This is a genomic window from Streptomyces sp. NPDC048461 (assembly GCF_055587105.1).
This window is the reverse complement of the sequence record NZ_JBVJGW010000005.1, coordinates 17,974-42,257: the sequence shown is the minus strand read 5'-3', so window position 1 is coordinate 42,257 and position 24,284 is coordinate 17,974. Positions and strand designations below refer to the sequence as shown.

The window sequence follows — 24,284 nt, the reverse complement described above, 5'->3', positions numbered from 1 at the left end:
CCCGCCCCGCCGATGAGTTCGGGCGGGGCCGGGGGTCTGCCTCGTGTGGAGACCAGAACGCTGGCGGTCGAGGGACCGGAGCCGGATACGGCCGAGCTGTGCGCGCGCGTGTACGAACTGTGCCGTGACGGGCCCGTCGGGATCGTGCTCGACGCGGGCGCGGTCGCGGCGCCCACGCTCGCGACCGTCCAGGCCCTCGCGCGGGCGGCACTGACCGCCCGGCGCCTCGGCGTCCCCCTCCGGGTGCGGGCCGCGCCCGGTCTGCTCGGCCTGCTGGAGCTCGTAGGGCTAGGGGAGCTGCTCGGGGAGGCCGAACAGCGGGAACCACCGGGCGGTGTCCAGGAAGGCGTTGAGCCCGACGATCTTCCCGCCTGAGATCTCCAGCACCTGGAGGGCCCACGGCTCGTGACCCTTCCCGGAGGCCGCGGGCCGGTACTGCCCGAAGGCCGGCATGCCGTTCGCCGTCGTAGGGACCAGTCGGGAGCCCTTGCAGCCGATGCCCTGGTTCAGGTGCCAGGCGGCGATGTCCTCGTGGCCCCGGAGCCACAGGTCGAACGGCGGCATCGACAGCACCGCGTCCTCGTGGAGCAGCGCGGTCAGCCGGGAGATGTCGTACGCCTCGAACGCCGCCAGGTAGCGCTCCAGCAGCTTCGCCTGCTCCGCGTCCAGCGGGTCCGCCGGATCGCTCTCGCGCAGCGCGTGGCCCGCGAGCGTCGCCCGCGCCCGCTGGAGGGCGCTGTTGACCGAGGCCACGGTGGTGTCCAGGAGCGTGGCGACCTCGTCCGCCTTCCAGGCCAGCACCTCGCGCAGGATCAGCACTGCCCGCTGCTTCGCCGGCAGGTGCTGGAGCGCCGCGACGAACGCCAGCCGTACGGACTCCCGGGCCAGTGCCGTCTCGGCGGGATCGGCGGTCTGCGGCAGCACCCGGCCGTCCGGGACCGGCTCCAGCCAGGTCACCTCCGAGCGCTCGTTCAGCACGGCGGAGGCCTGGTGCTGCGGGGCGCTCAGGTCCATCGGGCGGGCCCGCTTGTTGCCGGCCTTCAGCAGGTCCAGGCACACGTTCGTGGCGATCCGGTACAGCCAGGAGCGCAGCGAGGAGCGGCCCTCGAACTTCTCCCGGGCGCGCCAGGCGCGGATGTACGTCTCCTGCACCGCGTCCTCGGCGTCGAAGGCCGAGCCGAGCATCCGGTAGCAGTACCCGGTCAGCTCGACCCGGTACCGGTCCATCGCGGCATCCAGGTCGGATGGCGCCGTCGTCGCGAGGTCACTCATGGCCGTCGTCCCCCAGGTAGATCCGATACTCCGGAAACTACCGGAGGGGTCCGACAACGGCAGCCGGAGCAGGTCAGGGCCCGTGTCCCCGCTACGTGCCGGGCTTGCGGCCGTAGACGTGGACGGCGGTCCCGTTGCCCAGCAGGTTCCAGTAGGCCTTGGCGTCGGCGGGCCGCATGTTCACGCAGCCGCCCGAGCCGGGCGGGTTCCACATGCTCTTCGTCGTGGAGTGGAAGGCGATGCCTCCGTCGAAGAACTGGGAGTACGGCATCGCCACGTTGTAGATCGTCGACCAGTGGTCGATGGAGCGGTAGTGGATCTTCTTCGGTCCGGTGCGCGTCTCGGTGCCGTCCTTGCCGGTGCGCACCGGGACGGGGCCGTACTGCAGGGCGGCGCCGTCCTGGATCCAGCTGAGCTGCCGCGTCAGGTCGACGCAGGCGATCCGCCCCCGGTCCGTCGGGCAGGAGCCCGCACGGTTCGGGGTGCTCCCGGCGGCCCGCTGCTCCAGCATCGTGCTCATCGTCTGCCAGGTCAGCGGCCCGGCGTACCCCACCGTGGGCGTGATCCCGTGGGCCGCCTGGAACGACCGGACCGCCGCGCAGTCGGCCGCCGACTGCCGGCCGTCCACCGGCCGCCCCAGGAACTGCTCCACCTGCCGCTGGTACGGCCCGGTCGTGACGTTGCAGGCGGCGGCCTGTGCCGTGCCGCCCCCGGCCACCACCACCGGTACGGCCAGCACCGCCGCCGCCCCGCACACCACCGCGGCCCGCCGCCTCGCGTACGCGCGCCTCGCCCCCATCAGGTCCTCCCCTGGTCGCCGTGTCGTCCTGAGGGTTCAATGCCCGGAAAACGCGGGGGAGTTACCTGACGGGGCGGGTGGATTCGCCGGCGTGCGACCGCCGCCGTCAGCGCGCGACCGCGGCCGCCGTCATCGTCCGGCGCTCGGCGCGGGCCGAGTGGGACCCGTACAGCGTGATCGACACGACGCCCAGCACGGCCAGCAGCGCGATGCCCACCGTCGCCGCCCACCCGGCGGAGTGGTAGGCGAGCGCGCCCAGCGTGCCGCCGGCGCTGGAGCCGAGGTAGTACGCCGACTGGTAGAGCGCGGAGGCCTGCGCCCGGCCCGTCTTCGCCGTGCGGCTCACGGCGGCGGACGCCACCGCGTGGCCCGCGAAGAAGCCCGCCGTGATCAGTACCAGTCCGGCGAGGATCAGGGCCAGGGAGTCGGCCAGGGAGAACAGCAGCCCCAGCGCGGTGGTCGTCACCGCCAGGTACAGCGCGCCGCGCCGCCCCGCACGGGCCACGAGCCGGCCGGCGGCGGCCGAGGAGACCGTACCGACCAGGTAGATCAGGAAGATCGACCCGATCACGCCCTGTCCCAGCGAGAACGGCTCGTCGACGAGGCGGTAGCCGATCACGGTGTACACGGCGCCGAACACGGTCATGAACAGCGCGCCGATCCCGTACAGCCGCAGGAGCAGCGGATCGCGCAGGTGCCCGGAGACCGTACGGCCCACGGCGCGCGGGTTCAGCGACGCCGGGCGGAAGAACCGGGCCCGGGGCAACAGCACCAGGAAGGCCGCGGCGCAGGCGAGCGAGAGCAGGCCCACGGCCAGCAGGCCCACCCGCCAGCCGCCCAGCTGCGCCCCCCAGCCCGTGACGAGGCGGCCGCTCATGCCGCCGATGGAGTTGCCCGCGACGAACAGGCCGATCGCGCCGACGAGGGCCTTCGGCTTCACCTCCTCCGCGAGGTACGCCATCGCGGAGGCCGGGATCCCGGCGATCGCCGCGCCCTGGACGGCGCGCAGGACGACCAGCCACTCCAGGTTCGGCGCGAACGGCACCAGCAGGCCCACGGCCACGGCCACCACCATCGACCAGGTCATCATCCGGGTGCGCCCGAACCGCTCGGACAGCGCGCTCAGCGGCAGGACGAACAGCGCGAGCGCGCCGGTGGCCGCGGACACCGTCCAGCTGGCCTGACCCGCCGTCACGCCGAAGCCCGCGGAGATCGCGGGCAGCAGCGCCTGCGTGGAGTAGAGGAGGGCGAAGGTGGCGAGGCCGGCGGCGAAGAGCGCGAGGCTCATGCGGCGGTAACCGGGGCGGCCGGGCTCGCGGCCCTCGGGGGCTGCGGCGGGCGGCGCCGACCGCGGTGCCGACCGCGGTGCGGCTGCGGGCGCGGACTTCGGCGCGGGCGCGGATGCGGGCGCCGGCTCCGGCGCGGGTTCGGCGAACGACGAGGTGGAGGCACCCGGGATGACGGGTGCCCCGGTATGAGCGGGAGGCATACGTCGAAGGTAGGCCGGTGTTTTTCATGCGTCCAATGCACGGATTCGCGATAATCGTTCCACTCACGCATCAGCACAGCTCAGGGCGGCGCATGTCGATGAACCGTTACGAAGAAGACATGGCGGTGACACGCCTGCTGGCCCCGCGCCTCGCGTACTTCGCGGCCGTGGCCCGGCACGAGCACGTCACCCGCGCCGCGCACGAGCTCGGCGTCCCCCAGTCGACCCTGTCGCGGGCCATGGTCCGGCTCGAACAGGACCTCGGCGTCACGCTGTTCGCCCGCAAGGGCCGCACCGTCGCCCTCACCACCGCCGGCCACACCTTCCTCGCCTCCGCGGAGCGGGCCCTCGACGGGATCGCCCGCGCCGCCGAGTCCGTCCAGCAGGACGCCGACCCCACCGCCGGCAAGGTGGCCTTCGGCTTCCTGCACACCCTGGGCTCCGAGACCGTGCCCGGTCTGATCCGCGCCTTCCGCGCCGACCACCCCCGCATCCGCTTCTCCCTCGTGCAGAACTACGGCGAGGCCATGCTGGAGCGGCTGCGCGCGGGCGAGCTCGACCTCTGCCTGACCTCGCCCCTCCCCGACGCCCCCGACCTCGTCGCGCGCCGCCTCGACGAGCAGCGGCTGCGGCTGGTCGTCCCCGACGACCACCGCCTCGCCGGGCGCAAGCGCATCCGCCTCGCCGAGGCCGCCGAGGAAACCTTCGTCACCCTGGAGCCCGGCTACGGCCTGCGCCGCATCACCGACGACCTGTGCGCCGAGGCCGGTTTCGCGCCCCGGGTCGCCTTCGAGGGCGAGGAGGCCGAGACCCTGCGCGGCCTGGTCGCCGCCGGACTCGGCGTGGCCCTGCTGCCGCCCCCGGCCGTGGCCCGCCCGGGGGTCGTGGAGCTGACGGTCACCGCCCCGCGCGCGGTCCGCGAGATCGGCGTCGCCTGGCTCGACGGCCACCCGGACACCCCGCCGGTGGCCGAGTTCAAACGCTTCCTGCTGTCCCGCCGCGGCCGCCTGATCCCGGAGCTGGAGCCGCCTGCCTAGGCCCGGTCCTCAGGCCCGGTCCTCAGGCCCGGTCCGGGGCCCGGTCCGGCTCCTGCACCGGGTGCGCCGACAGCAGGAACCCCGCCTGGAAGCGGGACTTGGCGCCCACCGCCCGCATGATCTCCGCGATGTGCCGCTGGCACGTCCGCTCGGACATGCCCAGCCGCCGCGCGATCACCTTGTCCTCCAGCCCCTCCGACAGCAGCCGTACGATCGTCCGCCGCAGCTCGTCGGAGAGCGACCGGGCCGCCTCCGGGCTCACCGTCACCGGGAACGGCCGGGCCTCCAGCCAGGACCGCTCGAACGCCGCCGTCATGAAGTGCACGACGCCCGGCTCCCGCACCACCAGCGCCGCCCCGCTGCGGTCCGGCACCGCCATCAGGCCCGTGTGCGCGTCGAAGACCAGCATCCGCATCAGCCCGTCGCCGAGCGTGCGCACCTGCGCGCCCAGCGCCGTCACCCGCTCCACGTACGCCGCCGTGGGCCGCGAGTAGCGCGCCGTGTGCTGGTAGATCGTCCGCATCCGGACCCCGCGCGCCAGCAGCGACTCGTCCCGGCCGATCGACTCCTCCAGCGTCTCCAGCGGCCGCCCGCCGCCCGGATGGGAGGTCAGGAGCTCCCGCTCGCAGGAGGCGACCAGCTCCGCGATCAGGCTCCGTACGGCGCCCAGGTCGGTGACCAGCTCCAGCCGGCCCGAACCCCCGCTCGGATCCCGGTGCGCGGCCCCGGCCTCGTACGCCGGCACCAGGGTCTCCAGCCGCCCCCGCAGCCGGTCCATCTCGTCGTGGGTCTCCCGTACCAGCAGGGCCAGCGGCGCCAGCGCCCGGGCGGCGGCCGCCCGGGGCGCGACCGCGCTCCAACGGTCGGGCGCGCCGCCGGGCGCCCGCTGGAGCAGGTGCGCGGCGGCCAGCTCGGTGATCGCCGCGGCCGCGCGCACGCCGAGGGCCTCGGTGGCCTCGGCGGCGCCGAAGGCGTGCCGATCGACGGCGTACGCGTAGAGGCGCCGGGCCGCGGGGCTCAGCTCCTCGGGCTCTCCGGGTGGGTCGGCTGGCATATGCGTATTCGTCCCGGGCTGTGTCCGTTTATAAACCCCTCGTGTTCCCGCAAGGCGGCAAGACGACGCGTGCCCGGCCCGTTCCGGCATATGCCGAAGCGGCACAGTGGTCACACGGCGTGAGGGGGGAGCGCGGTATGCGGCAGCGGACACCCATCGAGGGGCGGGAGCCCGTTGCCGTCCTGCTGAGCCCGCGACCCGCCGTGGTGGCGGCCGCCCGCCGTGCGGGGGCGCGCACCGTGGTGGTCGCGCCGGTTCCATCGGTGCCATCCGACCGTGAGGGGGCGGAGCGGCGGGTACGGGCGGACTGGCGCGACCACCGCCGCCTCGTCGGAGCCGTCGGCCTCATGGAGGAGGTCCGCGACGGCCGCGCCGCCGTCTTCGGCTTCGACGCGGCCTCGGCCCTGGCGGCCGCGCGCGCCAACGAGGAACTGGGCCTGCCCGGCACCCCCACCGGCGCCGTCACCGCCCTCATGGACAAGGCCGTCCTGCGGGCCCGCTCCAACGTGCTGCACCCCGCCCGGCCCGTCTCCTTCGCCCGCTGCGGCCGCGCCGCGACCCTCCCCTTCGTCGCCACCCTCATCGGCTACCCGTGCGTGGTGAAACCGCGGGCCGGCAGCGACGGCGAGGGCGTCCGCCTGGTCCGCGACGCGGCCGAGGCGTCGGCCGCCGCCCTCGCCTACCCGGAGGTCACCGACCTCCTCGTCGAGGAGTACCTCGACGGTCCCGAACTCGCCGTCGAGGCCCTGTCCCGGGACGGCCGCCACCGCGTCCTCGGCTGGGCCCGCCGCCGTACGGGTCCGGGCCTGACCGCCACCGGCCACGAACTGCCCGTGCCCCTGGCCCCCGGCACCGCCGACGCCGTACGGGCCCTCGTGCGCGGCGTCCTCGACCTCGCGGGTCACGCCGAGGGACCCTCCCACACCGAGGTCGTCCTCACCCGGCACGGCCCCCGCCTGATCGAGGCCCACGCCCGCCCCGGGGGCGAGGAGTTCGCCCGGCTGCTCCGGCTCGCCCACGGCACCGACGTCCTCGGCCTCGCGCTCGCCTCCGGGCTGCGCCTGCCGGACCCGGTGCGCAGCCCCCGCGCCGCCTGCGCCGGGCTGCGGTACGTGGACTTCCCGCCCGGACGCCGCCTCGACGGGGTGCGCCCGGGTATCGCCGCGGCCCGCGCCGTGCCGGGGGTGGTGCGGGTCCAGCTGGAGGTGCCGCCCGGCGCCACCGTCCGCCGCGCCCCGACGGGGACCCTGCACCACGCGTACGTCCTGGCGACCGCCGCGACCCCCGGATCCCTGGCCCGCACCCTGGACCGCGCCACGGGCCTGCTGGGCCAGGCACCGCCCGCCCGCCTGGTCCCTCAACCGGAGGGCGGCCTGGCGTAGTCGCCGTACCCGGTCCAGTCCAGCACCACGCAGGGCTCGTCGCCCAGGACCCAGGCGTCGTGCCCGGCGGCCGCCTGGATGAAGTCGCCCGGACCGGCCTCGATCGCGTCGCCGGAGTCCATGACGATCCTGATGCGGCCGCTCACCACGTATCCGGTGTGCGCGGACTCGCAGCTCTCGGTGCCGGCCAGCGGCCTGATGTGGTCCGACCACTTCCAGCCCGGCTCGAACACCGCGCGCCCGACCTGTCCGCCGTCCGTCTCCAGCAGGTCCAGCCGGCCCTTGCCGGCGAGGAACGGCCGCGTCTCGTCGGCCGCGTCGAAGTTCCTGCACACCAGATCGGCCATGATCATCGCCTCCCGGGGAGAAGTCCCCGAGTCCTCGATCTCACTGTACGCCCGGCCCCCCGGCCCGGTCCGGGCCTCCGGCCGGGCGGGCTCCGCGAGGGCGGCCGGCGGCCGGCCCGGTGCGTCAGCGCCGCGACGCCCGGCCGAAGCCGGAGGCGAGCGGCATCCGCAGGCCCAGCGGCGGGGGCGCCGCCAGGGCGTCCGTCACCGGGCGCGAGTACCGGCCCGAGAACACCGACCCGAGGGCGAAGTCCACCGCCAGCGCGACGACTTCCGCCTGGTGCTCGCGCAGCCCGTGCCCGTCCGAATGCACCTCGAACCGGCACGTCGCCCGGTTCGCCTTCTTCGCCCGCGCCGCCAGCAGGAACGAGGCCTCCGGGTCGCTGCGCGCGTCGTTCGTGCCGTGCACGATCAGCACCCGCCGCCCCGCCAGGTGCTTCACCGGCTCGGGCGACCGCGCGGCGGCGTCCGCCTCCGGAAGGCACGGGGCCATCGCCAGCACGGAGTTGACGGCCTCGTGCCCCGCCGCCCGCAGTGCGGCCAGGCCGCCCGCGCCGTAGCCGGCCAGGCACACCGGCACGTCCCCGTAGCGCCGCACCACCTCGTCCACCGCCCACCGCGCCTGCTCCTCGCGGGGCGCGTCCCCGCCGTGCTGGACGGCGTGCGCGGCCAGCCCCTCCGTTCCGCCCGCCCGGGCCAGCGCCCGCGCGAGCGGGCGCAGGGGGCCGGGGGAGAATCTGGACGCTCCGGGAAGCAGGAGCACCACACCGTTGACCGTCGTGACCGAACCGTTCGCGCCGGCCGCCCGCCCCAAGCGGGCCCCGCGCGCCGGCGGCGCATGCTGTGCCATGGCGGAACAGTCTCAGACCCCGAGGTGTACGCCATCCGTCCGCGCGGTCTCTGTTACATATCGACCCCCGTCGCCGGGGCACGCTCTACGCGCGTAGGAGCTAGAGTGCCCAGATGACGAGCGAGACCCTCAACCTGCCGACCCCGGATCAGATCCGCCGCTCCCCGAAGGTGCTCCTGCACGATCACCTCGACGGTGGACTGCGCCCCGGGACCATCATCGAGCTGGCCCGCGAGGCCGGCTACGAGAACCTCCCCGAGACCGACGCCGACAAGCTCGGCATCTGGTTCCGGGAAGCCGCCGACTCCGGCTCCCTCCCGCGCTACCTCGAGACGTTCGCGCACACCTGCGCGGTCATGCAGACGAAGGGGGCCCTGTTCCGGGTCGCCGCCGAGTGCGCCGAGGACCTGGCCGAGGACGGCGTCGTGTACGCCGAGATCCGGTACGCGCCCGAGCAGCACCTGGAAGCCGGCCTGACCCTCGAAGAGGTCGTCGAGGCAGTGAACGACGGCTTCCGCGAGGGCGAGCGCCGCGCCAGGGCCAACGGCCACCGCATCCGCGTCGGCGCCCTGCTGACCGCGATGCGCCACGCGGCCCGCGCCCTGGAGATCGCCGAGCTGGCGAACCGCTACCGCGACAACGGCGTGGTCGGCTTCGACATCGCCGGCGCCGAGGCCGGGTTCCCCCCCACCCGCCACCTCGACGCCTTCGAGTACCTCAAGCGCGAGAACAACCACTTCACCATCCACGCGGGCGAGGCCTTCGGCCTGCCGTCGATCTGGCAGGCCCTGCAGTGGTGCGGCGCCGACCGCCTCGGCCACGGTGTGAAGATCATCGACGACATCGAGGTCGCCGCCGACGGCACGGTGAAGCTCGGCCGCCTGGCCTCGTACGTACGGGACAAGCGCATCCCCCTGGAGATGTGCCCGACCTCGAACCTGCAGACGGCCGCGGCCGCCTCGTACGCCGAGCACCCGATCGGTCTGCTGCGGAAGCTGCACTTCAGGCTGACCGTCAACACCGACAACCGGCTGATGAGCGGCACCAGCATGAGCCGCGAGTTCGAGCACCTGGTCGACACCTTCGGCTACACGCTGGACGACATGCAGTGGTTCACCGTCAATGCGATGAAGTCCGCGTTCATTCCTTTCGATGAACGACTCGCCATGATCAACGAGGTCATCAAGCCCGGATATGCGGAGCTGAAGTCGGAGTGGCTGTTCCAGCAGACCGCTTCCACCAGGGGTTCCGTCTCGGCCTAGGCCACGGCATGACGTACTGAAAGCGCCCGGGAGGAGCAATTCCCGGGCGCTTTCTCGTATTTACGGATGTTTGCGGGCGGGGGTTTGAAGTGACTAGTTTGCGGAGCCGCTCAATTCCCCGTCGCAAGGACGATCTTTGATGAAGAAGTCAGCTGCCAAGACCCTCGGTGTCGCCGCTCTCGGCGCCGCCTTCGCCGTCGTCGCCGCCGGTACCGCCTCCGCCGCCGTCCCCGCCGTCGGCCTCACCGACGCACTGACCAGCGCCACCGGCGCGCTCCAGGGAGCCACCAGCCAGCAGAGCGTCGGAGGTCAGCAGGGCGAGTCCTCCGACCCCGCCGCGCCGATCACCGGCCTCCTCGGCGGGCTGGCCCCGGCCACCGGCGCCCTGAACGGCCTCGGCGGCTGACGCTGCCGCGACCCGAACGCGCGCGCGGTGGGCGCACGCCTCTTCGACGAGGTGTGTGCCCCGCCGTGCCGTGTGCCACGATCACCACCAACTGCCCGCCGAAGCAATCGGTATGAGGTCTTTGGTCATGCGAATGAAGGCACGAGCGACCCTGGTCGCGCTGGTCCCCGCCCTGCTCGTCGCAGCGGTCGGATGCAGCAGTACGGACACTCCCGCCAAGGGCGAGGTACCGGATCCCAAGGGCTCCTCCCGCCCGGCCTCCGGCGCACCCGGCGCTCCGGCCCCGTCCGCGTCCACCCCCACCGGGGCCGCCGCGCCGAAGACCGGCGGCACGAAGGCGGAGCGGGCCGCGCTGGAACAGGGCGACCTGCCGGGCTATCAGATCTCCGCCCAGGGCAAGAACCCGAACGCCCCCGACGGCCAGCCGCAGGCCGACCGCAAGGCCTGCCAGCCGCTGGCGGACATCATGGGCGACAAGCCGGACCCGGCCGCCCGCGAGACGGTCAACCGCGGCGTCGGCTCCCAGAAGCAGATCGGCCTCGCCGTCTCCGCCTCCGTCAGCTCGTACCCGGAGGCCGACGCCAAGGCCCTGATCAGCCGCCTCAAGGCCGCCGTCGCCGCCTGCGCCACGGGCTTCTCCGCCACCGTCGAGAAGCAGACCGGCAGCTACCGCGACGTGCGGGCCGCCGCGTACACGACGTCCGGCGACGAGAGCGTCAGCTGGACCACGACCGCGGCCGCCCAGGGCGTCTCGGCCCAGGTCCACCTGGTCGTCGTGCGCGAGGGCGACACCGTCGTACGGCTGATGGCCCTCAACGTGGCGGCCGCCGAGCAGAAGGCGCTGGTGCCGCAGGAAGTGGCGGACAAGCAGCTGGAGAAGGTCCGGCTGGCCGGCTGATCCGCCGGGAGGTCCACCGGTCCACCGGGGGGTCCACCGGTCCACCGGGGGGTCTACCAGGCGGTGGAGGCGGTCTTGTCGTTCGGCAGCAGCAGCCACAGCGCCAGGTAGACCAGGAACTGCGGGCCGGGCAGCAGGCACGAGACGACGAAGATGACGCGCATCGTGTTCGCGGACGTTCCGAAGCGACGCGCCAGCGCGGCGCAGACGCCGCCGATCCAACGTCCGTCACGGGGGCGGGCCAGGGCGCTCATGGTTTCTCCTTCGTCGGGATCGCTCTTCTGCGATGCCTCAATACTCCCGCTGCACCGCCGATACGACCTCGGTCCAGGGGCCGACTCCGACCCTGGTAATTCTCGGGGTCGCCCCCTGACACGCGGCTCGCGCACGCCGCATCCGGGCCCGCAGCGCCGGTACGACGGCCGCGTGGGCGAGGAGTACGCCCACCGTGTTCAGCAGCACCGCGTCCACGTCGACGACCCGTCCCGGGACGGCGGTCTGGAGCAGTTCGATGCACACCGAGACCAGCGCGCCCGCGGCGGCGGTCCGGGTCAGCGAGGACCAGGCGGACAGCCGCGAGGGCGCGAGCCGGCCGCTGACCAGCGGCAGCAGCACCCCCAGCGGCGCCAGTAGGGCCAGACCCTCCCCGATGCGCCGGGCGGCCTCCAGCGGCCCCAGTGCCAGGTCCGCCCTGATCCCCTCCAGCGGGGTCAGATTGGCGGCCGCCGCCCAGGGCAGGTCCAGCGGCCGCAGGGTGAGCCAGCCGACGACCAGGAGATGAGCGGCGAGCAGGGCGCCGGCCGTGAGCCGGAGCCGGAGATGGATGGCGGTGGCGGCGTTTCCGCCGTCCTCATGACGCTGCACACCTGCGAGGACGCGTCACCGGTAGCGACGGTTCCGCACCGGCGGGGGTGTGGCGCGGGCCACGCCGGCCGGGCCGTCAGCCGACGGCGAGCAGCACGATCAGCAGCACAGCCCCGGCCACGGCGGGGGCGATGACCTCGTACGACCAGTGCACGCGCACGCTGCCCTGGGCGCCCGCCCGGGAGGCGCCGCGCTCGGCCAGCTCGCGCAGCTCGTCCACGACCCGGTCCGCCCCCGCCCGCTGGGGCCCGGCGGGCTCGGCGGCGGCGCCGTCCTGCGCCGGGGCGGCCAGGCTGCGGCCGGTCAGGCCGCCGCGGCGGCTGAGCTGGCGCCGGTTCGCCTTCTTGCGCTCCCGCAGCGAGACGGGCACCGACCAGAGCTGGTACGCGGACCCCTCGGCCAGTACCTCGGCCGAGTACCCGGCGCGCACGGTGTCCACGGCCGCCCAGGGCAGCTCGACGACCCGGAAGGGGTTGCGCACGCGCATCCGGTCGTCGTTGGCGAAGACGGCCGGGCGGATGGTGAACGCCACGATCAGCGGGACCGCGCACAGCGCCAGGGCCAGCGCGATCCACGGGGTGTTCCCCGAGCCGCGCACCACGGCGTCCCCGCAGAGCCAGGCGGTCAGCCCGAGCAGCAGCACCCCGGTGACGACGGCCATGGAGGAGCGGTAGACCCGGTCGTCGTAGACGGGCTCGTCGGTCGGCTGCGGCTGGCTGCTCATGCGGTCGATTCTGCCCCACGCCGTCCCGGCGGACGAGATCGGCGCCGCTCCCGCCCCCGGCGGGCGGGCGGGGGCGAGCGGAGGTGTCGATTTCGCACCGGAATCGGGGGAGGGGGGTGACAGGCCGCTACGCGCGTAGATATGCTCATGTGGTGACCATGCCCACCACCCTCACCGCATTCGCTGACGTGACGACGTCCGACAGTGCGCTGCGCCGCTTCCTGCACGGGCTGCCCGGCGTCGACGCTGTCGGCCTGGAGGCCCGCGCGGCCGCCCTCGGCACCCGTTCGATCAAGACGACGGCCAAGGCGTACGCCATCGACCTGGCCATCTCGATGATCGACCTGACGACCCTGGAAGGCGCGGACACCCCGGGCAAGGTCCGGGCGCTCTCCGCCAAGGCCGTCATCCCCGATCCGACCGACCGCACGACCCCGTCGACGGCCGCCGTCTGCGTGTACCCCGACATGGTGGCCACCGCCAAGGCGGCGCTGAACGGCGCCGACGTCAAGGTGGCCTCCGTCGCCACGGCGTTCCCCGCCGGCCGGGCCGCCCTGCCCGTCAAGCTGGCGGACACCGCGGACGCCGTGGCCGCCGGCGCCGACGAGATCGACATGGTCATCGACCGTGGCGCCTTCCTCGCCGGCCGCTACCTGGACACGTACGAGCTGATCAAGGCCGTCAAGGAGGCCTGCGTCCGCCCCGACGGCACCGCGGCCCGCCTCAAGGTCATCTTCGAGACCGGCGAGCTGTCGACGTACGACAACATCCGCCGCGCCTCCTGGATCGGCATGATGGCCGGCGCCGACTTCATCAAGACGTCGACCGGCAAGGTCGGGGTGAACGCCACCCCCGCCAACACCCTGCTGATGCTCGAAGCCGTCCGCGACTTCCGCGCGCAGACCGGCATCCAGATCGGCGTGAAGCCGGCCGGCGGCATCCGCACCACCAAGGACGCGATCAAGTTCCTGGTCCTGGTCAACGAGACCGTGGGCGAGGACTGGCTGAGCAACCACTGGTTCCGCTTCGGCGCCTCCAGCCTGCTCAACGACCTGTTGATGCAGCGCCAGAAGCTGAGCACCGGGCGTTACTCCGGTCCCGACTACGTGACGGTGGACTGATCACCATGGCATCCCTCTTCGAGTACGCACCGGCCCCCGAGTCCCGCTCGGTCGTCGACATCGCCCCCTCCTACGGGCTCTTCATCGACGGAGAGTTCACCGAGGCCGCCGACGGCAAGGTCTTCAAGACGGTCTCCCCGTCGTCCGAGGAAGTCCTCGCCGAGGTCGCGCAGGCGGGCGCCGCCGACGTGGACCGCGCCGTCAAGGCCGCCCGCCGGGCCTTCGAGAAGTGGTCCGCGCTGCCGGGCTCCGAGCGCGCCAAGTACCTCTACCGCATCGCCCGGATCATCCAGGAGCGCAGCCGCGAGCTGGCCGTCCTGGAGACCCTGGACAACGGCAAGCCGATCAAGGAGACCCGCGACGCGGACCTCCCGCTGGTCGCCGCGCACTTCTTCTACTACGCGGGCTGGGCCGACAAGCTCGACCACGCGGGCTACGGCGCCAACCCCCGCCCGCTCGGCGTGGCCGGCCAGGTCATCCCGTGGAACTTCCCGCTCCTCATGCTCGCGTGGAAGATCGCCCCGGCGCTCGCCACCGGCAACACGGTCGTCCTCAAGCCCGCCGAGACCACGCCCCTGTCGGCGCTGTTCTTCGCGGACATCTGCCGCCAGGCGGGCCTGCCCAAGGGCGTCGTCAACATCCTGACCGGCTACGGCGACGCCGGCGCGGCCCTCGTCGAGCACCCGGACGTCAACAAGGTCGCCTTCACCGGCTCCACGGCCGTCGGCAAGCGCATCGCCCGCACGGTCGCCGGCACCGACAAGAAGGTCACCCTGGAGCTGGGCGGCAAGGGCGCCAACATCGTCTTCGACGACGCCCCGATCGACCAGGCCGTCGAGGGCATCGTCACCGGCATCTTCTTCAACCAGGGCCAGGTCTGCTGCGCGGGTTCGCGCCTGCTGGTCCAGGAGTCGATCCACGACGAGCTGCTCGACTCCCTCAAGCGCCGCCTCTCCTCGCTGCGCCTGGGCGACCCGCTCGACAAGAACACCGACATCGGCGCGATCAACTCCGCCGAGCAGCTCGCCCGGATCACGGCGCTCGCCGAGACCGGCGAGGCCGAGGGCGCCGAGCGCTGGTCCCCGGAGTGCGAGCTGCCGTCCGCCGGCTACTGGTTCGCCCCGACGCTCTTCACGAACGTCACCCAGGCGCACACCGTCGCCCGCGACGAGATCTTCGGCCCGGTGCTGTCCGTGCTGACCTTCCGCACGCCCGACGAGGCGGTCGCGAAGGCCAACAACAGCCAGTACGGCCTGTCCGCCGGCATCTGGACGGAGAAGGGCTCGCGCATCCTCGCGGTCGCGAACAAGCTCCGCGCGGGCGTCGTCTGGGCCAACACGTTCAACAAGTTCGACCCGACCTCGCCGTTCGGCGGCTACAAGGAGTCGGGCTTCGGGCGCGAAGGCGGCCGTCACGGCCTGGAGGGGTACCTCGATGTCTGAGTCGTCGTCGACGCGTCTGAGTGTCTTCAAGACCTACAAGCTGTACGTCGGGGGCAAGTTCCCCCGTTCCGAGAGCGGCCGGGTGTACGAAGTGACCGACTCCAAGGGCAAGTGGCTGGCCAACGCCCCGCTGTCCTCCCGCAAGGACGCCCGTGACGCGGTCGTCGCCGCCCGCAAGGCCTTCGGCGGCTGGTCGGGCGCCACCGCGTACAACCGCGGGCAGATCCTCTACCGCGTCGCCGAGATGCTGGAGGGCCGCCGCGAGCAGTTCGTCCGCGAGGTCGGCGAGGCCGAGGGCCTGTCCAAGTCCAAGGCGGCCGCCGTCGTGGACGCGGCCATCGACCGCTGGGTCTGGTACGCGGGCTGGACCGACAAGATCGGCCAGCTCGTCGGCGGCGCCAACCCCGTCGCGGGCCCGTACTTTAACCTCTCCACCCCGGAGCCGACCGGCGTGGTCACGGTCGTGGCCCCGCAGGACTCCTCGTTCCTGGGCCTGGTCTCCGTGATCGCCCCGGTGATCGCGACGGGCAACACGGCCGTCGTCATCGCCAGCGAGAAGTCCCCGCTCCCGGCCCTCTCCCTGGGCGAGGTGCTGGCCACCTCCGACCTGCCGGGCGGCGTGGTCAACATCCTGTCCGGCAAGGCCGCCGAGATGGGCCCGCACCTGGCCTCCCACCAGGACGTCAACGCGATCGACCTGGCCGGTGCCGGTGCGGAGCTCGCCAAGGAGCTGGAGATCGCCGCGGCCGACAACCTCAAGCGCGTCCTGCGTCCACAGCCTGTGGACGACTGGACCGCCGACCCGGGCACCGCGCGCATGACGCCGTTCCTGGAGACCAAGACGGTCTGGCACCCCACGGGCTCCCTGGGCGCGGGCGGCTCCTCGTACTAGCGGCCGCCCCCGGGCCGTCCCCGTACGGGGAGGCCCCGCACGAACCGGCCCCGGCAGCGTCCCCCGCGCTGCCGGGGCCTTCCCGTGCCCGCGGACCGCTACGCCTTCGGGAGGGCCGGCCCGAGCAGCGAGGTCACGGCCGCGGTGGGCAGCTCGCCGACCGACGGCCCCTGGGTCAGGATGCCGGTGACCATGCCGGTGCCGACGGACGGGAAGTCCGCGACCTTGGTGGCCACGCCGTTGTCGAGCGGGTCCACGCCCGTGTGCGCGAGCGGGTTCACCTTGAGGTTCGAGATCGGATCGGCGACCCCGGCCAGGGCCGCCGGTACGGACAGCTCGCCGGCCTGGGCGCCCCCGGCGGCCATGGCGAGCGCCGCGCCCGCCATGGAGACGGTCAGGCCCGCGGCGCGGAGCCGGTTCGGGGTGGAGGGGGCTGCGTGACGTGCCATGGGAATCCCGCCTGAGGTCGTAGTCGCGTGCGCACGCAGCGTAGTTGAGGTGTGATCCTCGATACCAACCGGCCACCGGGAGGATCCCCTACCCGGGGGAATGGTTCAGACTGGTGTCCCGTGAGCTCCTCCTCTCCTTCGCCGACCCGAGTCGTCCTGCTGACCGGTCCGTCGGGCTCCGGTAAATCCTCGCTGGCCGCCCGCTCGGGGCTGCCCGTGCTGCGCCTCGACGACTTCTACAAGGAGGGTGACGACCCCACCCTCCCCCTGGTCGCCGGCAGCTCCGACATCGACTGGGACTCCCCGGGCTCCTGGGACGCGGACACGGCGGTCGCCGCGATCGCCGCGCTCTGCGCGACGGGCCGCACCGAGGTCCCGGTCTACGACATCGCGACCAGCTCCCGCACGGGCACCGAGACCCTGGACATCGCCCGCTCCCCGCGGACCCCGCTGTTCATCGCGGAGGGCATCTTCGCCGCCGACATCGTGAGCCGCTGCCAGGACATGGGCCTGCTGGCGGACGCCCTGTGCCTGCGCGGGCGTCCCTCGACGACCTTCCGGCGGCGCCTGGCCCGCGACCTGCGCGAGGGCCGCAAGTCGGTGCCGTTCCTGCTGCGCAGGGGCTGGCGCCTGATGCGGGCCGAGCGGGGCATCGTGGCCCGGCACACCGCCCTGGGCGCGCACGCCTGCGCCCGGGACGAGGCCCTCGGCCGGCTGGCCGCCGCCGCGGCGGGCCGCCACCGCACGCCCGCCACCACGGTGTAGGAGCGCGGAGCCCCCGCTGCCCGCGGAGCCCCCGTAGGCAGAGGCCGCGCGCCCGCGGCGGCTTCCGGGCATGCGAAAGGGCGGGAACGAACGGACCCCCGGCCGCTCGTTCCCGCCCCTTCACCCCCCGTTCCCCGTCCCACCCCCGCGGGACGGGCCCCCGGCCCGTTGGTCCGTACGGCGGCGCGTTACGCCACCAGCTCCTCGAAGGACTCCGCCTCGTCGTGGCCGAAGCTCAGCGCCTCGTCCTCCCGCAGCCGCCGCAGCGACCGCCAGATGCTCGACTTGACCGTGCCGACGCTGATGCCCAGGATCTCGGCGATCTCCGGGTCGGTGCGGCCCTCGTAGTAGCGCAGCACCAGCATCGTGCGCTGCGGCTCGGGGATCCGGGCCAGCGCCTGCCACAGCACCGCGCGCAGCTCCGTGCCGCGCATCGCGTCCGTGTCCGACGCCGTCTCCGGCAGCTCCTCCGTCGGGTACTCGTTCAGCTTGCGCCGGCGCCAGGCGCTGATGTGCAGGTTCGTCATCGTGCGGCGCAGGTACCCGCCGACGGCGGCCTTGTCGCTGATGCGGTCCCAGGCCCGGTACGTGGAGAACAGCGCGCTCTGCAGCAGGTCCTCGGCCTCGTGCCGGTCGCCGGTGAGGTGGAAGGCCGTCGCGTAGAGGGCGGACCGGCGCTCCTGGACGTACGCCGTGAACTCGGCCTCCGCCGCGGCGGACGGCTGCGCCGCCGGCGCCGGGACGGCGGCGGGCGGCTGGTACGTGTTCGCGTCGATGGCCACCACGTGCGACTGCCGGGGGCGGGCGACCGCGACCGTACGGACACCCGCCCGGCGGTTCACATCGTGCAGCCGCGTGACAATCGCGCTGGTGTTGATGCTGTGCAGCGTGTTCATCTCGCGCCCCCCGTCGTGGAGTCTGCTCCGGTCCGTGCTTCGTTCGATGACTGAAGCCTGCACGGCCGACTTAACCGGGGTGTCCGTCGACTGTCACAGGCCTGTCACAGCGGCCCCGTCGAGATCCGCCGCCCCCGACGGTCGAACTCCCGACGGCCGATGGGACAGAATGAGCCCGTGCCTTTCCTGTTGCTGATCGAGGACGACGACGCCATCCGCACGGCCCTCGAACTCTCCCTGTCACGCCAGGGCCACCGAGTGGCCACCGCGGCGACGGGCGAGGACGGCCTGAAACTGCTGCGCGAGCAGCGGCCCGATCTCATCGTGCTGGACGTGATGCTGCCCGGGATCGACGGCTTCGAGGTGTGCCGGCGCATCCGCCGCACCGACCAGCTTCCGATCATCCTGCTCACCGCGCGCAGCGACGACATCGACGTGGTCGTCGGCCTGGAGTCCGGCGCCGACGACTACGTGGTCAAGCCCGTCCAGGGCCGGGTCCTCGACGCCCGCATCCGGGCCGTGCTGCGCCGCGGCGAGCGCGAGTCCACCGACTCCGCGAGCTTCGGCTCGCTGGTCATCGACCGCGCCGCCATGACCGTCACGAAGAACGGCGAGGACCTCCAGCTCACCCCGACCGAACTGCGGCTGCTCCTCGAACTCAGCCGCCGCCCCGGTCAGGCGCTCTCCCGCCAGCAGCTGCTGCGCCTCGTCTGGGAGCACGACTACCTCGGCGACTCGCGGCTCGTCGACGCCTGCGTGCAGCGGCTGCGCGCCAAGGTCGAGGACGTGCCGTCCTCGCCGACCCTGATCCGTACCGTCCGCGGCGTCGGTTACCGCCTGGACTCCCCGCAGTGATCCGGGCGCTGCTCGCGGGCCGGCGCTGGACCAGCCTGCGGCTGCGGCTCCTGATGGTCTTCGCGCTGGTCGCGCTGACCGCCGCCGTCTCCGCCTCCGGGATCGCCTACTGGCTCAACCGCGAGGCGGTCCTGACCCGTACGCAGGACGCCGCCCTCGGCGACTTCCGGCAGGAGATGCAGAACCGGGCCGCCGCGCTCCCCGCGGAGCCGACGGCCGAGGAGATGCAGCGGACCGCCGAGCTGATGGCGGGCAGCAGCCCCGGCTACAGCGTGCTCCTGGTCCACGAGGGCACAGGCGGCCGCGAGGTGTTCGGCGCGGCCGGCCCCGATTCCTTCGGGCTGGACGACGTACCGCAGTCCCTGCGGCACGCGGTCGACGACCGGCAGAAGACGACCTCGGCCAACGACTCCGAGTACCACGTGTACTGGCAGCGGACGAAGCCGCAGGGCAATCCGTACCTGGTCGGCGGGACCCGGATCGTGGGCGGCGGGCCGACCGGCTACATGTACAAGTCCCTCGCCCAGGAGCGCGACGACCTGAACGCGCTGGGCTGGTCGCTGACGATCGCGACCGGACTGGCCCTGCTCTGCTCGGCGCTGCTCGCGCAGGCCGCGGCGCGGACCGTCCTCAAGCCCGTGCAGCGCCTCGGCGACGCGGCGCGGCGGCTCGGCGAGGGCGAACTCGACCACCGGCTGGCCGTGTCGGGCACGGACGAACTCGCGGACCTGTCCCACACCTTCAACAAGACGGCCGAGGCGCTGGAGAAGAAGGTCGCCGACATGAGCGCGCGCGAGGAGTCCAGCCGGCGCTTCGTCGCGGACATGTCGCACGAGCTGCGCACCCCGCTGACGGCCCTGACGGCGGTCGCGGAGGTGCTGGAGGAGGAGGTCGACCACCTCGACCCGATGATCGCGCCGGCGGTGGCGCTGGTCGTGAGCGAGACGCGGCGCCTCAACGACCTGGTGGAGAACCTGATGGAGGTCACCCGCTTCGACGCGGGAACGGCCCGGCTGGTGCTCGACGACGTGAACGTCGCCGACCAGGTCACCGCCTGCATCGACGCCCGGGCCTGGCTGGACGCGGTCGAACTCGACGCGGAGCGGGGCATCGTGGCGCGGCTCGACCCGCGCCGTCTCGACGTCATCCTCGCCAACCTCATCGGCAACGCGCTCAAGCACGGCGGCTCGCCGGTGCGGGTGTCGCTGGCCGTCGAGGGGGAGTGGCTGGTGATCGCGGTGCGCGACAACGGGCCGGGCATTCCCGAGGAGGTGCTGCCGCACGTCTTCGACCGCTTCTACAAGGCGAGCGCGTCCCGGCCGAAGTCGGACGGCAGCGGGCTCGGCCTGTCCATCGCCATGGAGAACGCGCACATCCACGGCGGTGACATCACCGCGGCCAACGCGGACGGGGGCGGTGCGCTGTTCACGCTGCGGCTGCCGGTGGACGTGGGAAAGGTGAGCGGTGATGACGAGGCGTAGGCGGGCGGTACGGAGACCGGCGGCGCGCGGACCGCTGGTGCGGAGGCCGGCGGCGCTGGTCCTGCCGTGCCTGGCGGTCGTGGCGGGCCTGGTCTCCGGGTGCGGGATCCGGGCGACGACCGTGCCGGTGGACGTGGGGCCGGCGCCCTCGCGGGTCTCGTGCGACACCCCGGACCAGGCGTCGGGCCAGGGCGGGGTGCAGGGCTTCCGGGCATCGGTGGAACTGGTCTGCGGGTCGCAGCTGGTGGGTGTGGAGCGGATCGTCCCGGTGCCCGAGAAGCGGGTCGTGCGCGACCCCGTGGCGCTGGTCGCGCAGGCGCTGCTGGAGGCGCTGGAGAAGTCGCCCTCGGCCCAGGAACGCGACGCCGGCTTCAGCACCGGGGTGCCCGCGGGGCTGACCGCGGGGGCGCCGAGGCCGGGCGATCCGGCGGGCACGGTACGCCTCAGCCGCAAGCCCGAGGACCTGCCGCCGGTGGCGCTGTCGCAGATCGTCTGCACGCTGGCGGGCAACGAGGCGGTGTCGGCGGGCGAGGGGCCGGTGGTCCTGGGCGGTCCCGACGCGGACCCGCCGCGGGAGTGGGAGTGCACGGAGGCGGTGCGCTCGCGGCCCGAGTCGGTACCGACGCTGGGCGAGCTCGTACGCCCGTCGGCGACGCCTTCCTGACGGGTCCCGAGCACGCCGTCGGCCCCCGAGCCTGGGCTCGGGGGCCGACGGGGCGTGCGGAGGGTCAGATCCCGGCGGCTGCCGCGAGGTCCTTCTTGACCGCGTCGAGGATCTCCTGGCCGCGGGTGCGGGCCGCGGCGAGGCCGGAGGCCCCGGCGACCGGGACCACCACCTCCAGGTAGCACTTCAGCTTCGGCTCGGTGCCGGAGGGGCGCACGATGACCCGGGCCTTGTAGTCGCCGTCCAGGTGGTAGCGCAGGCCGTCCGTGGGCGGCAGCGCCGCCGTACCGACGGACAGGTCCTCCGCCGAGACGACCCGCAGACCGGCGAGGGACGCCGGGGGCTCGGCCCGCAGCGCGGCCATCGCCGAGGCGATCACCGACAGGTCCGAGACGCGGACCGACAGCTGGTCGGTGGCGTGCAGGCCGTGGGCCAGCGCCAGGTCGTCCAGCAGGTCGGTCAGGGTGCGGCCCTGCTCCTTCAGCTCCGAGGCCAGCTCCGCCACGAGCAGGGCGGCGGTGACGCCGTCCTTGTCGCGGACGCCCTCGGGGTCCACGCAGTAGCCGAGCGCCTCCTCGTAGCCGTAGCGCAGGCCCTCGACGCGGGCGATCCACTTGAAGCCCGTCAGGGTCTCCTCGTAGCCGACGCCCGCCGCCTCGGCGATCCGGCCCAGCAGGCTGGACGAGACGATCGACTCGGCGAACACGCCCCGCGCTCCCTTGCGCACCAGGTGCGCCGCCAGCAGCGCGCCGACCTCGTCGCCGCGCAGCATCCGCCAGCCGGCGGCCGACGCGGGGTCCGGGACGGCCACCGCGCAGCGGTCGGCGTCCGGGTCGTTGGCGATCACGATGTCGGGGTTCACCCGGGCGGCCGTCGCGAAGGACAGGTCCATCGCGCCCGGCTCCTCCGGGTTCGGGAACGCCACCGTCGGGAAGGCCGGGTCGGGCTCGGCCTGCTCGGCGACCAGGACCGGCTCCGGGAACCCGGCGCGGGCGAAGGCCGCCAGGACGACGTCCTTGCCGACGCCGTGCATGGCCGTGTAGACCGTCCGTACGCCCCGGGCGGACCCGGGGCTCAGCACGGCGTCCGTACGGGCCAGGTACGCCTCCAGGACCTCGTCGCCGAGGTCCTCCCAGCCGGACTCCGGGCGGGGGACCGAGGCGAGGGTGTCCACGCGGGCGATCTCCGCCGCGATCCCGGCGTCCGCCGGGGACACGATCTGCGAGCCGTCGCCGAGGTAGACCTTGTAGCCGTTGTCCCGGGGCGGGTTGTGGCTCGCGGTCACCTCGACGCCGGCGACGGCGCCCAGGTGCCTTATGGCGTACGCCAGGACCGGAGTCGGCAGCGGGCGGGGCAGGACGGCCGCGCGCAGACCGGCTCCCGTCATGACCGCGGCGGTGTCACGGGCGAAGTCCGCGGACTTGTAGCGGGCGTCGTAGCCGACGACGACCAGGCCGCCGGCGTGGCCCTCGGCCTTCAGGTAGGCCGCGAGGCCCGCCGCCGCCCGAATGACCACGGCGCGGTTCATCCGCATCGGGCCCGCGCCCAGCTCGCCGCGCAGTCCGGCGGTGCCGAACTGGAGCATGCCGGAGAAGCGGTCCGCGATCGCGGCGGTGTCGCCCGCGTCGAGGAGCGCGGCGAGCTCGGCCGCCGTCTCGGGGTCCGGGTCCTCCGCCAGCCAGGCCCGCGCCCGGGTGGTCAGGTCGTCCTGTTCCTGCACTGCTTCCGCCTTACCTCTCGTACCTCTGGGTCCCTGCGGCCCTCGTGTGCCCGCTCAGATGCGCGCGAGGACCTGGGTCAGCAGCGTGCCCATGCGCGAAGCCGAGTCGCGGCCGGCCTGGAGCACCTCTTCGTGGTTCAGCGGCTCGCCCGACAGGCCCGCCGCCAGGTTGGTGACCAGGGAGATGCCCAGCACCTCGGCGCCGGCCTCGCGGGCGGCGATGGCCTCCAGCACGGTGGACATGCCGACCAGGTCGGCGCCCATCACGCGGATCATGTTGATCTCGGCCGGGGTCTCGTAGTGCGGGCCGGGGAACTGCACGTAGACGCCCTCTTCGAGGGTCTCGTCGATCTCCTTGCACAGCGCGCGCAGGCGCGGCGAGTAGAGGTCGGTGAGGTCCACGAAGTTCGCGCCGACGATCGGCGAGGTGGCCGTGAGGTTCAGGTGGTCGCTGATCAGGACCGGCTGGCCGGGCTTCATGCCCTCGCGCAGACCGCCGCAGCCGTTGGTCAGCACGATGGTCTTGCAGCCGGCGGCGACCGCGGTGCGCACGCCGTGGGCGACGGCGGCGACGCCGCGGCCCTCGTAGTAGTGGGTCCGGCCGAGGAAGAGCAGCGCGCGCTTGTCGCCGATCTTGTACGAGCGGATCTTGCCGCCGTGGCCCTCGACGGCGGGGGGCGGGAAGCCGGGCAGGTCGGTGACCGGGAACTCGGCCTCGGGCGCACCGAGCGCCTCTGCGGCGGGGGCCCAGCCGGAGCCCATCACGAGGGCGACATCGTGGGTCTCGGCGCCGGTCAGCTCGCGCAGACGGGCGGCCGCGGCGTCGGCGGCGGCGAAGGGGTCGGTAACAGATGCGTTCACGCGGACGAGCGTAACCGCTCAATCCCTACGCGCGTAGATGGCGCAGCTCACGGTGTTCGGATCGTTGCCTTGTCGTTTCCGCCGAATCGTCCCCGTCGGGCGGGTGGGCGGTGCGGGGGCCGGGGTGCGGGGCCGGAGTGAGGGGTGCGGGGCGGCCGCCGGGCCGTGGAGGGGCGCGGGGCGCGGAGGGGCGGGGCGTGGAGAGGCGTGGGGCGCGGGGCTCAGCAGGGACGCTTGCGCAGTTCCATCACGTAGTCGTGCGGGGCCCCGGCGGACTCGGCGGCGTCGGCCAGCTCGCCCAGGTAGCGCGCGGAGGGCAGCCCGCCCTCGTAGCCGTTCAGGACGTACACCCAGGCCGCCTCCTCGCCGTCGAGGGTGTGCACCCGCACGCGCATGCGGCGGTAGATGTCGAGCCCGACGCCCTCCCAGCGGTCCATCGAGTCCTCGTCCAGCGGCGCGATGTCGTAGAGGGCGACGAAGATCTGGTGGCGCGGGGCCTCCACGATCGTCGCGAGCGCGCCCTCCCAGCCCATCTGCTCGCCGCCGAAGGTCAGCCGCCAGTCGTTGATCCAGCCCGTGCCGCGCAGCGGCGAATGGGGAGCGCGGCGCGTCATCAGCCGCGGGTCGAGGTTGCCGGCGTACGCGGCGTAGAGCGACATGTGGTCGAGGGTACGGGAGGGGCGGCGGTGGCCGCGTTCCCGGATGGAGGGACCGGGCGCGAAGCACCTTGATGCGTGCGGGACAATGGGGCACG

General features: G+C 73.6%; 27 protein-coding genes. 13 read left to right on the top strand and 14 right to left on the bottom strand.

Annotated features, from left to right (window positions below; translation table 11 throughout):
• Positions 1 to 45: 45 nt before the first annotated feature.
• Positions 46 to 375, top strand: coding sequence for an STAS domain-containing protein (locus ACZ6S8_RS10680; protein ID WP_469454404.1), 330 nt, complete (start codon positions 46 to 48; stop codon positions 373 to 375).
• On the opposite strand, the gene ACZ6S8_RS10675 is transcribed toward ACZ6S8_RS10680, so the two are convergent.
• From ACZ6S8_RS10675 to ACZ6S8_RS10665, 3 genes are all read right to left on the bottom strand, one after another.
• A complete protein-coding gene (locus ACZ6S8_RS10675) occupies positions 289 to 1,272 on the bottom strand; it encodes a sigma-70 family RNA polymerase sigma factor (protein ID WP_469454403.1) in 984 nt (327 codons plus the stop codon). The genes ACZ6S8_RS10680 and ACZ6S8_RS10675 overlap by 87 nt on opposite strands.
• 91 nt (positions 1,273 to 1,363) lie before the next feature.
• Complete coding sequence (locus tag ACZ6S8_RS10670) at positions 1,364 to 2,071, bottom strand: L,D-transpeptidase family protein (RefSeq protein WP_469454401.1); 708 nt, start codon at positions 2,069 to 2,071, stop codon at positions 1,364 to 1,366.
• Positions 2,072 to 2,177: 106 nt separating this feature from the next.
• Positions 2,178 to 3,560, bottom strand: coding sequence for an MFS transporter (locus ACZ6S8_RS10665; protein WP_469454399.1), 1,383 nt, complete (start codon positions 3,558 to 3,560; stop codon positions 2,178 to 2,180).
• 98 nt (positions 3,561 to 3,658) lie between these two features.
• Between ACZ6S8_RS10665 and ACZ6S8_RS10660 the strand changes: the two genes are divergently transcribed.
• The gene (locus ACZ6S8_RS10660; protein WP_469454899.1) at positions 3,659 to 4,597 is read left to right on the top strand and encodes a LysR family transcriptional regulator; all 939 of its coding nucleotides are present in this window, start codon (positions 3,659 to 3,661) and stop codon (positions 4,595 to 4,597) included.
• A gap of 22 nt (positions 4,598 to 4,619) precedes the next feature.
• Here ACZ6S8_RS10660 and ACZ6S8_RS10655 read toward each other — a convergent pair whose 3' ends face one another.
• Positions 4,620 to 5,651, bottom strand: coding sequence for a helix-turn-helix transcriptional regulator (locus ACZ6S8_RS10655; RefSeq protein WP_469454398.1), 1,032 nt, complete (start codon positions 5,649 to 5,651; stop codon positions 4,620 to 4,622).
• 137 nt (positions 5,652 to 5,788) lie between these two features.
• Between ACZ6S8_RS10655 and ACZ6S8_RS10650 the strand changes: the two genes are divergently transcribed.
• A complete protein-coding gene (locus tag ACZ6S8_RS10650) occupies positions 5,789 to 7,033 on the top strand; it encodes an ATP-grasp domain-containing protein (RefSeq protein WP_469454397.1) in 1,245 nt (414 codons plus the stop codon).
• Here ACZ6S8_RS10650 and ACZ6S8_RS10645 read toward each other — a convergent pair.
• On the bottom strand, positions 7,009 to 7,380 hold the full coding sequence (locus tag ACZ6S8_RS10645; protein ID WP_469454395.1) for a cupin domain-containing protein: 372 nt from the start codon (positions 7,378 to 7,380) through the stop codon (positions 7,009 to 7,011). The two genes, ACZ6S8_RS10650 and ACZ6S8_RS10645, sit on opposite strands and share 25 nt — an antisense overlap.
• A 124-nt stretch (positions 7,381 to 7,504) precedes the next feature.
• Positions 7,505 to 8,230: an alpha/beta hydrolase gene (locus tag ACZ6S8_RS10640; protein ID WP_469454394.1), complete on the bottom strand. Its 726-nt coding sequence runs from the start codon at positions 8,228 to 8,230 to the stop codon at positions 7,505 to 7,507.
• A 113-nt stretch (positions 8,231 to 8,343) separates the two neighbouring features.
• Here ACZ6S8_RS10640 and ACZ6S8_RS10635 point away from each other — a divergent pair, with 113 nt between their 5' ends.
• The 3 genes from ACZ6S8_RS10635 (at position 8,344) to ACZ6S8_RS10625 (ending at position 10,796) form a co-directional block, all read left to right on the top strand.
• Positions 8,344 to 9,492, top strand: a complete 1,149-nt coding sequence (locus tag ACZ6S8_RS10635) for an adenosine deaminase (RefSeq protein ID WP_469454393.1) — start codon at positions 8,344 to 8,346, stop codon at positions 9,490 to 9,492.
• A 139-nt stretch (positions 9,493 to 9,631) separates the two neighbouring features.
• Positions 9,632 to 9,898, top strand: coding sequence for a hypothetical protein (locus ACZ6S8_RS10630; RefSeq protein WP_383924311.1), 267 nt, complete (start codon positions 9,632 to 9,634; stop codon positions 9,896 to 9,898).
• Between the two features lie 133 nt (positions 9,899 to 10,031).
• On the top strand, positions 10,032 to 10,796 hold the full coding sequence (locus tag ACZ6S8_RS10625; protein ID WP_469454391.1) for a hypothetical protein: 765 nt from the start codon (positions 10,032 to 10,034) through the stop codon (positions 10,794 to 10,796).
• A 53-nt stretch (positions 10,797 to 10,849) separates the two neighbouring features.
• Here the strand turns inward: ACZ6S8_RS10625 and ACZ6S8_RS10620 are convergent, their stop codons facing one another.
• The 3 genes from ACZ6S8_RS10620 to ACZ6S8_RS10610 all read right to left on the bottom strand — a co-directional run bounded on the left by ACZ6S8_RS10620 (position 10,850) and on the right by ACZ6S8_RS10610 (position 12,384).
• On the bottom strand, positions 10,850 to 11,050 hold the full coding sequence (locus ACZ6S8_RS10620) for a PspC domain-containing protein (RefSeq protein ID WP_386533763.1): 201 nt from the start codon (positions 11,048 to 11,050) through the stop codon (positions 10,850 to 10,852).
• Between the two features lie 37 nt (positions 11,051 to 11,087).
• Positions 11,088 to 11,660, bottom strand: a complete 573-nt coding sequence (locus ACZ6S8_RS10615; protein WP_469454390.1) for a VanZ family protein — start codon at positions 11,658 to 11,660, stop codon at positions 11,088 to 11,090.
• 76 nt (positions 11,661 to 11,736) lie between these two features.
• Positions 11,737 to 12,384, bottom strand: a complete 648-nt coding sequence (locus ACZ6S8_RS10610) for a PH domain-containing protein (RefSeq protein ID WP_469454388.1) — start codon at positions 12,382 to 12,384, stop codon at positions 11,737 to 11,739.
• 152 nt (positions 12,385 to 12,536) lie between these two features.
• On the opposite strand from ACZ6S8_RS10610, the gene deoC reads away from it, so the two are divergent.
• From deoC to ACZ6S8_RS10595, 3 genes are read left to right on the top strand one after another with little or no spacing between them, the layout of a single operon-like run.
• The gene (deoC, locus tag ACZ6S8_RS10605) at positions 12,537 to 13,505 is read left to right on the top strand and encodes a deoxyribose-phosphate aldolase (RefSeq protein ID WP_469454386.1); all 969 of its coding nucleotides are present in this window, start codon (positions 12,537 to 12,539) and stop codon (positions 13,503 to 13,505) included.
• Between the two features lie 5 nt (positions 13,506 to 13,510).
• Positions 13,511 to 14,947 (top strand): aldehyde dehydrogenase family protein, encoded by a 1,437-nt coding sequence (locus tag ACZ6S8_RS10600; protein ID WP_469454384.1) that lies wholly within the window; start codon positions 13,511 to 13,513, stop codon positions 14,945 to 14,947.
• A complete protein-coding gene (locus ACZ6S8_RS10595) occupies positions 14,940 to 15,839 on the top strand; it encodes an aldehyde dehydrogenase family protein (RefSeq protein ID WP_469454382.1) in 900 nt (299 codons plus the stop codon). Before ACZ6S8_RS10600 ends, ACZ6S8_RS10595 begins: the two co-directional genes overlap by 8 nt.
• 98 nt (positions 15,840 to 15,937) lie before the next feature.
• On the opposite strand, the gene ACZ6S8_RS10590 is transcribed toward ACZ6S8_RS10595, so the two are convergent.
• A complete protein-coding gene (locus tag ACZ6S8_RS10590; protein WP_469454380.1) occupies positions 15,938 to 16,288 on the bottom strand; it encodes a hypothetical protein in 351 nt (116 codons plus the stop codon).
• Between the two features lie 54 nt (positions 16,289 to 16,342).
• On the opposite strand from ACZ6S8_RS10590, the gene ACZ6S8_RS10585 reads away from it, so the two are divergent.
• On the top strand, positions 16,343 to 17,053 hold the full coding sequence (locus ACZ6S8_RS10585; protein WP_469454897.1) for a uridine kinase family protein: 711 nt from the start codon (positions 16,343 to 16,345) through the stop codon (positions 17,051 to 17,053).
• Positions 17,054 to 17,241: 188 nt separating this feature from the next.
• Here ACZ6S8_RS10585 and ACZ6S8_RS10580 read toward each other — a convergent pair whose 3' ends face one another.
• A complete protein-coding gene (locus ACZ6S8_RS10580; RefSeq protein ID WP_469454379.1) occupies positions 17,242 to 17,949 on the bottom strand; it encodes a SigE family RNA polymerase sigma factor in 708 nt (235 codons plus the stop codon).
• A 177-nt stretch (positions 17,950 to 18,126) separates the two neighbouring features.
• On the opposite strand from ACZ6S8_RS10580, the gene afsQ1 reads away from it, so the two are divergent.
• Genes afsQ1 through ACZ6S8_RS10565 form a run of 3 tightly spaced genes read left to right on the top strand, consistent with a single transcriptional unit; the run spans position 18,127 to position 20,949 of the window.
• Positions 18,127 to 18,804, top strand: a complete 678-nt coding sequence (gene afsQ1 / locus ACZ6S8_RS10575) for a two-component system response regulator AfsQ1 (RefSeq protein ID WP_267723259.1) — start codon at positions 18,127 to 18,129, stop codon at positions 18,802 to 18,804.
• 53 nt (positions 18,805 to 18,857) lie between these two features.
• Entirely contained in the window at positions 18,858 to 20,285 is a 1,428-nt protein-coding gene (locus ACZ6S8_RS10570) for a sensor histidine kinase (RefSeq protein ID WP_469454896.1), read from the top strand.
• Entirely contained in the window at positions 20,272 to 20,949 is a 678-nt protein-coding gene (locus ACZ6S8_RS10565) for a hypothetical protein (protein ID WP_469454378.1), read from the top strand. The genes ACZ6S8_RS10570 and ACZ6S8_RS10565 overlap by 14 nt, the downstream gene beginning before the upstream one ends.
• Before the next feature lie 64 nt (positions 20,950 to 21,013).
• On the opposite strand, the gene ACZ6S8_RS10560 is transcribed toward ACZ6S8_RS10565, so the two are convergent.
• From ACZ6S8_RS10560 to ACZ6S8_RS10550, 3 genes are all read right to left on the bottom strand, one after another.
• A complete protein-coding gene (locus ACZ6S8_RS10560; RefSeq protein WP_469454376.1) occupies positions 21,014 to 22,669 on the bottom strand; it encodes a phospho-sugar mutase in 1,656 nt (551 codons plus the stop codon).
• Between the two features lie 54 nt (positions 22,670 to 22,723).
• Positions 22,724 to 23,530, bottom strand: coding sequence for a purine-nucleoside phosphorylase (locus ACZ6S8_RS10555; RefSeq protein ID WP_469454375.1), 807 nt, complete (start codon positions 23,528 to 23,530; stop codon positions 22,724 to 22,726).
• Positions 23,531 to 23,751: 221 nt separating this feature from the next.
• On the bottom strand, positions 23,752 to 24,189 hold the full coding sequence (locus ACZ6S8_RS10550; protein ID WP_469454373.1) for a gamma-glutamylcyclotransferase family protein: 438 nt from the start codon (positions 24,187 to 24,189) through the stop codon (positions 23,752 to 23,754).
• Positions 24,190 to 24,284 lie beyond the last annotated feature (95 nt).

Coding starts and splice junctions, on each gene's coding strand:
- ACZ6S8_RS10675 (WP_469454403.1), bottom strand. CDS start 1,272: ATGAGTGACCTCGCGACGACGGCGCCATCCGACCTGGATGCCGCGATG.
- ACZ6S8_RS10670 (WP_469454401.1), bottom strand. CDS start 2,071: ATGGGGGCGAGGCGCGCGTACGCGAGGCGGCGGGCCGCGGTGGTGTGC.
- ACZ6S8_RS10665 (WP_469454399.1), bottom strand. CDS start 3,560: ATGCCTCCCGCTCATACCGGGGCACCCGTCATCCCGGGTGCCTCCACC.
- ACZ6S8_RS10660 (WP_469454899.1), top strand. CDS start 3,659: ATGAACCGTTACGAAGAAGACATGGCGGTGACACGCCTGCTGGCCCCG.
- ACZ6S8_RS10655 (WP_469454398.1), bottom strand. CDS start 5,651: ATGCCAGCCGACCCACCCGGAGAGCCCGAGGAGCTGAGCCCCGCGGCC.
- ACZ6S8_RS10650 (WP_469454397.1), top strand. CDS start 5,789: ATGCGGCAGCGGACACCCATCGAGGGGCGGGAGCCCGTTGCCGTCCTG.
- ACZ6S8_RS10645 (WP_469454395.1), bottom strand. CDS start 7,380: ATGGCCGATCTGGTGTGCAGGAACTTCGACGCGGCCGACGAGACGCGG.
- ACZ6S8_RS10640 (WP_469454394.1), bottom strand. CDS start 8,230: ATGGCACAGCATGCGCCGCCGGCGCGCGGGGCCCGCTTGGGGCGGGCG.
- ACZ6S8_RS10635 (WP_469454393.1), top strand. CDS start 8,344: ATGACGAGCGAGACCCTCAACCTGCCGACCCCGGATCAGATCCGCCGC.
- ACZ6S8_RS10630 (WP_383924311.1), top strand. CDS start 9,632: ATGAAGAAGTCAGCTGCCAAGACCCTCGGTGTCGCCGCTCTCGGCGCC.
- ACZ6S8_RS10625 (WP_469454391.1), top strand. CDS start 10,032: ATGAAGGCACGAGCGACCCTGGTCGCGCTGGTCCCCGCCCTGCTCGTC.
- ACZ6S8_RS10620 (WP_386533763.1), bottom strand. CDS start 11,050: ATGAGCGCCCTGGCCCGCCCCCGTGACGGACGTTGGATCGGCGGCGTC.
- ACZ6S8_RS10610 (WP_469454388.1), bottom strand. CDS start 12,384: ATGAGCAGCCAGCCGCAGCCGACCGACGAGCCCGTCTACGACGACCGG.
- ACZ6S8_RS10600 (WP_469454384.1), top strand. CDS start 13,511: ATGGCATCCCTCTTCGAGTACGCACCGGCCCCCGAGTCCCGCTCGGTC.
- ACZ6S8_RS10595 (WP_469454382.1), top strand. CDS start 14,940: ATGTCTGAGTCGTCGTCGACGCGTCTGAGTGTCTTCAAGACCTACAAG.
- ACZ6S8_RS10590 (WP_469454380.1), bottom strand. CDS start 16,288: ATGGCACGTCACGCAGCCCCCTCCACCCCGAACCGGCTCCGCGCCGCG.
- ACZ6S8_RS10580 (WP_469454379.1), bottom strand. CDS start 17,949: ATGAACACGCTGCACAGCATCAACACCAGCGCGATTGTCACGCGGCTG.
- ACZ6S8_RS10570 (WP_469454896.1), top strand. CDS start 18,858: ATGGTCTTCGCGCTGGTCGCGCTGACCGCCGCCGTCTCCGCCTCCGGG.
- ACZ6S8_RS10565 (WP_469454378.1), top strand. CDS start 20,272: ATGACGAGGCGTAGGCGGGCGGTACGGAGACCGGCGGCGCGCGGACCG.
- ACZ6S8_RS10550 (WP_469454373.1), bottom strand. CDS start 24,189: ATGTCGCTCTACGCCGCGTACGCCGGCAACCTCGACCCGCGGCTGATG.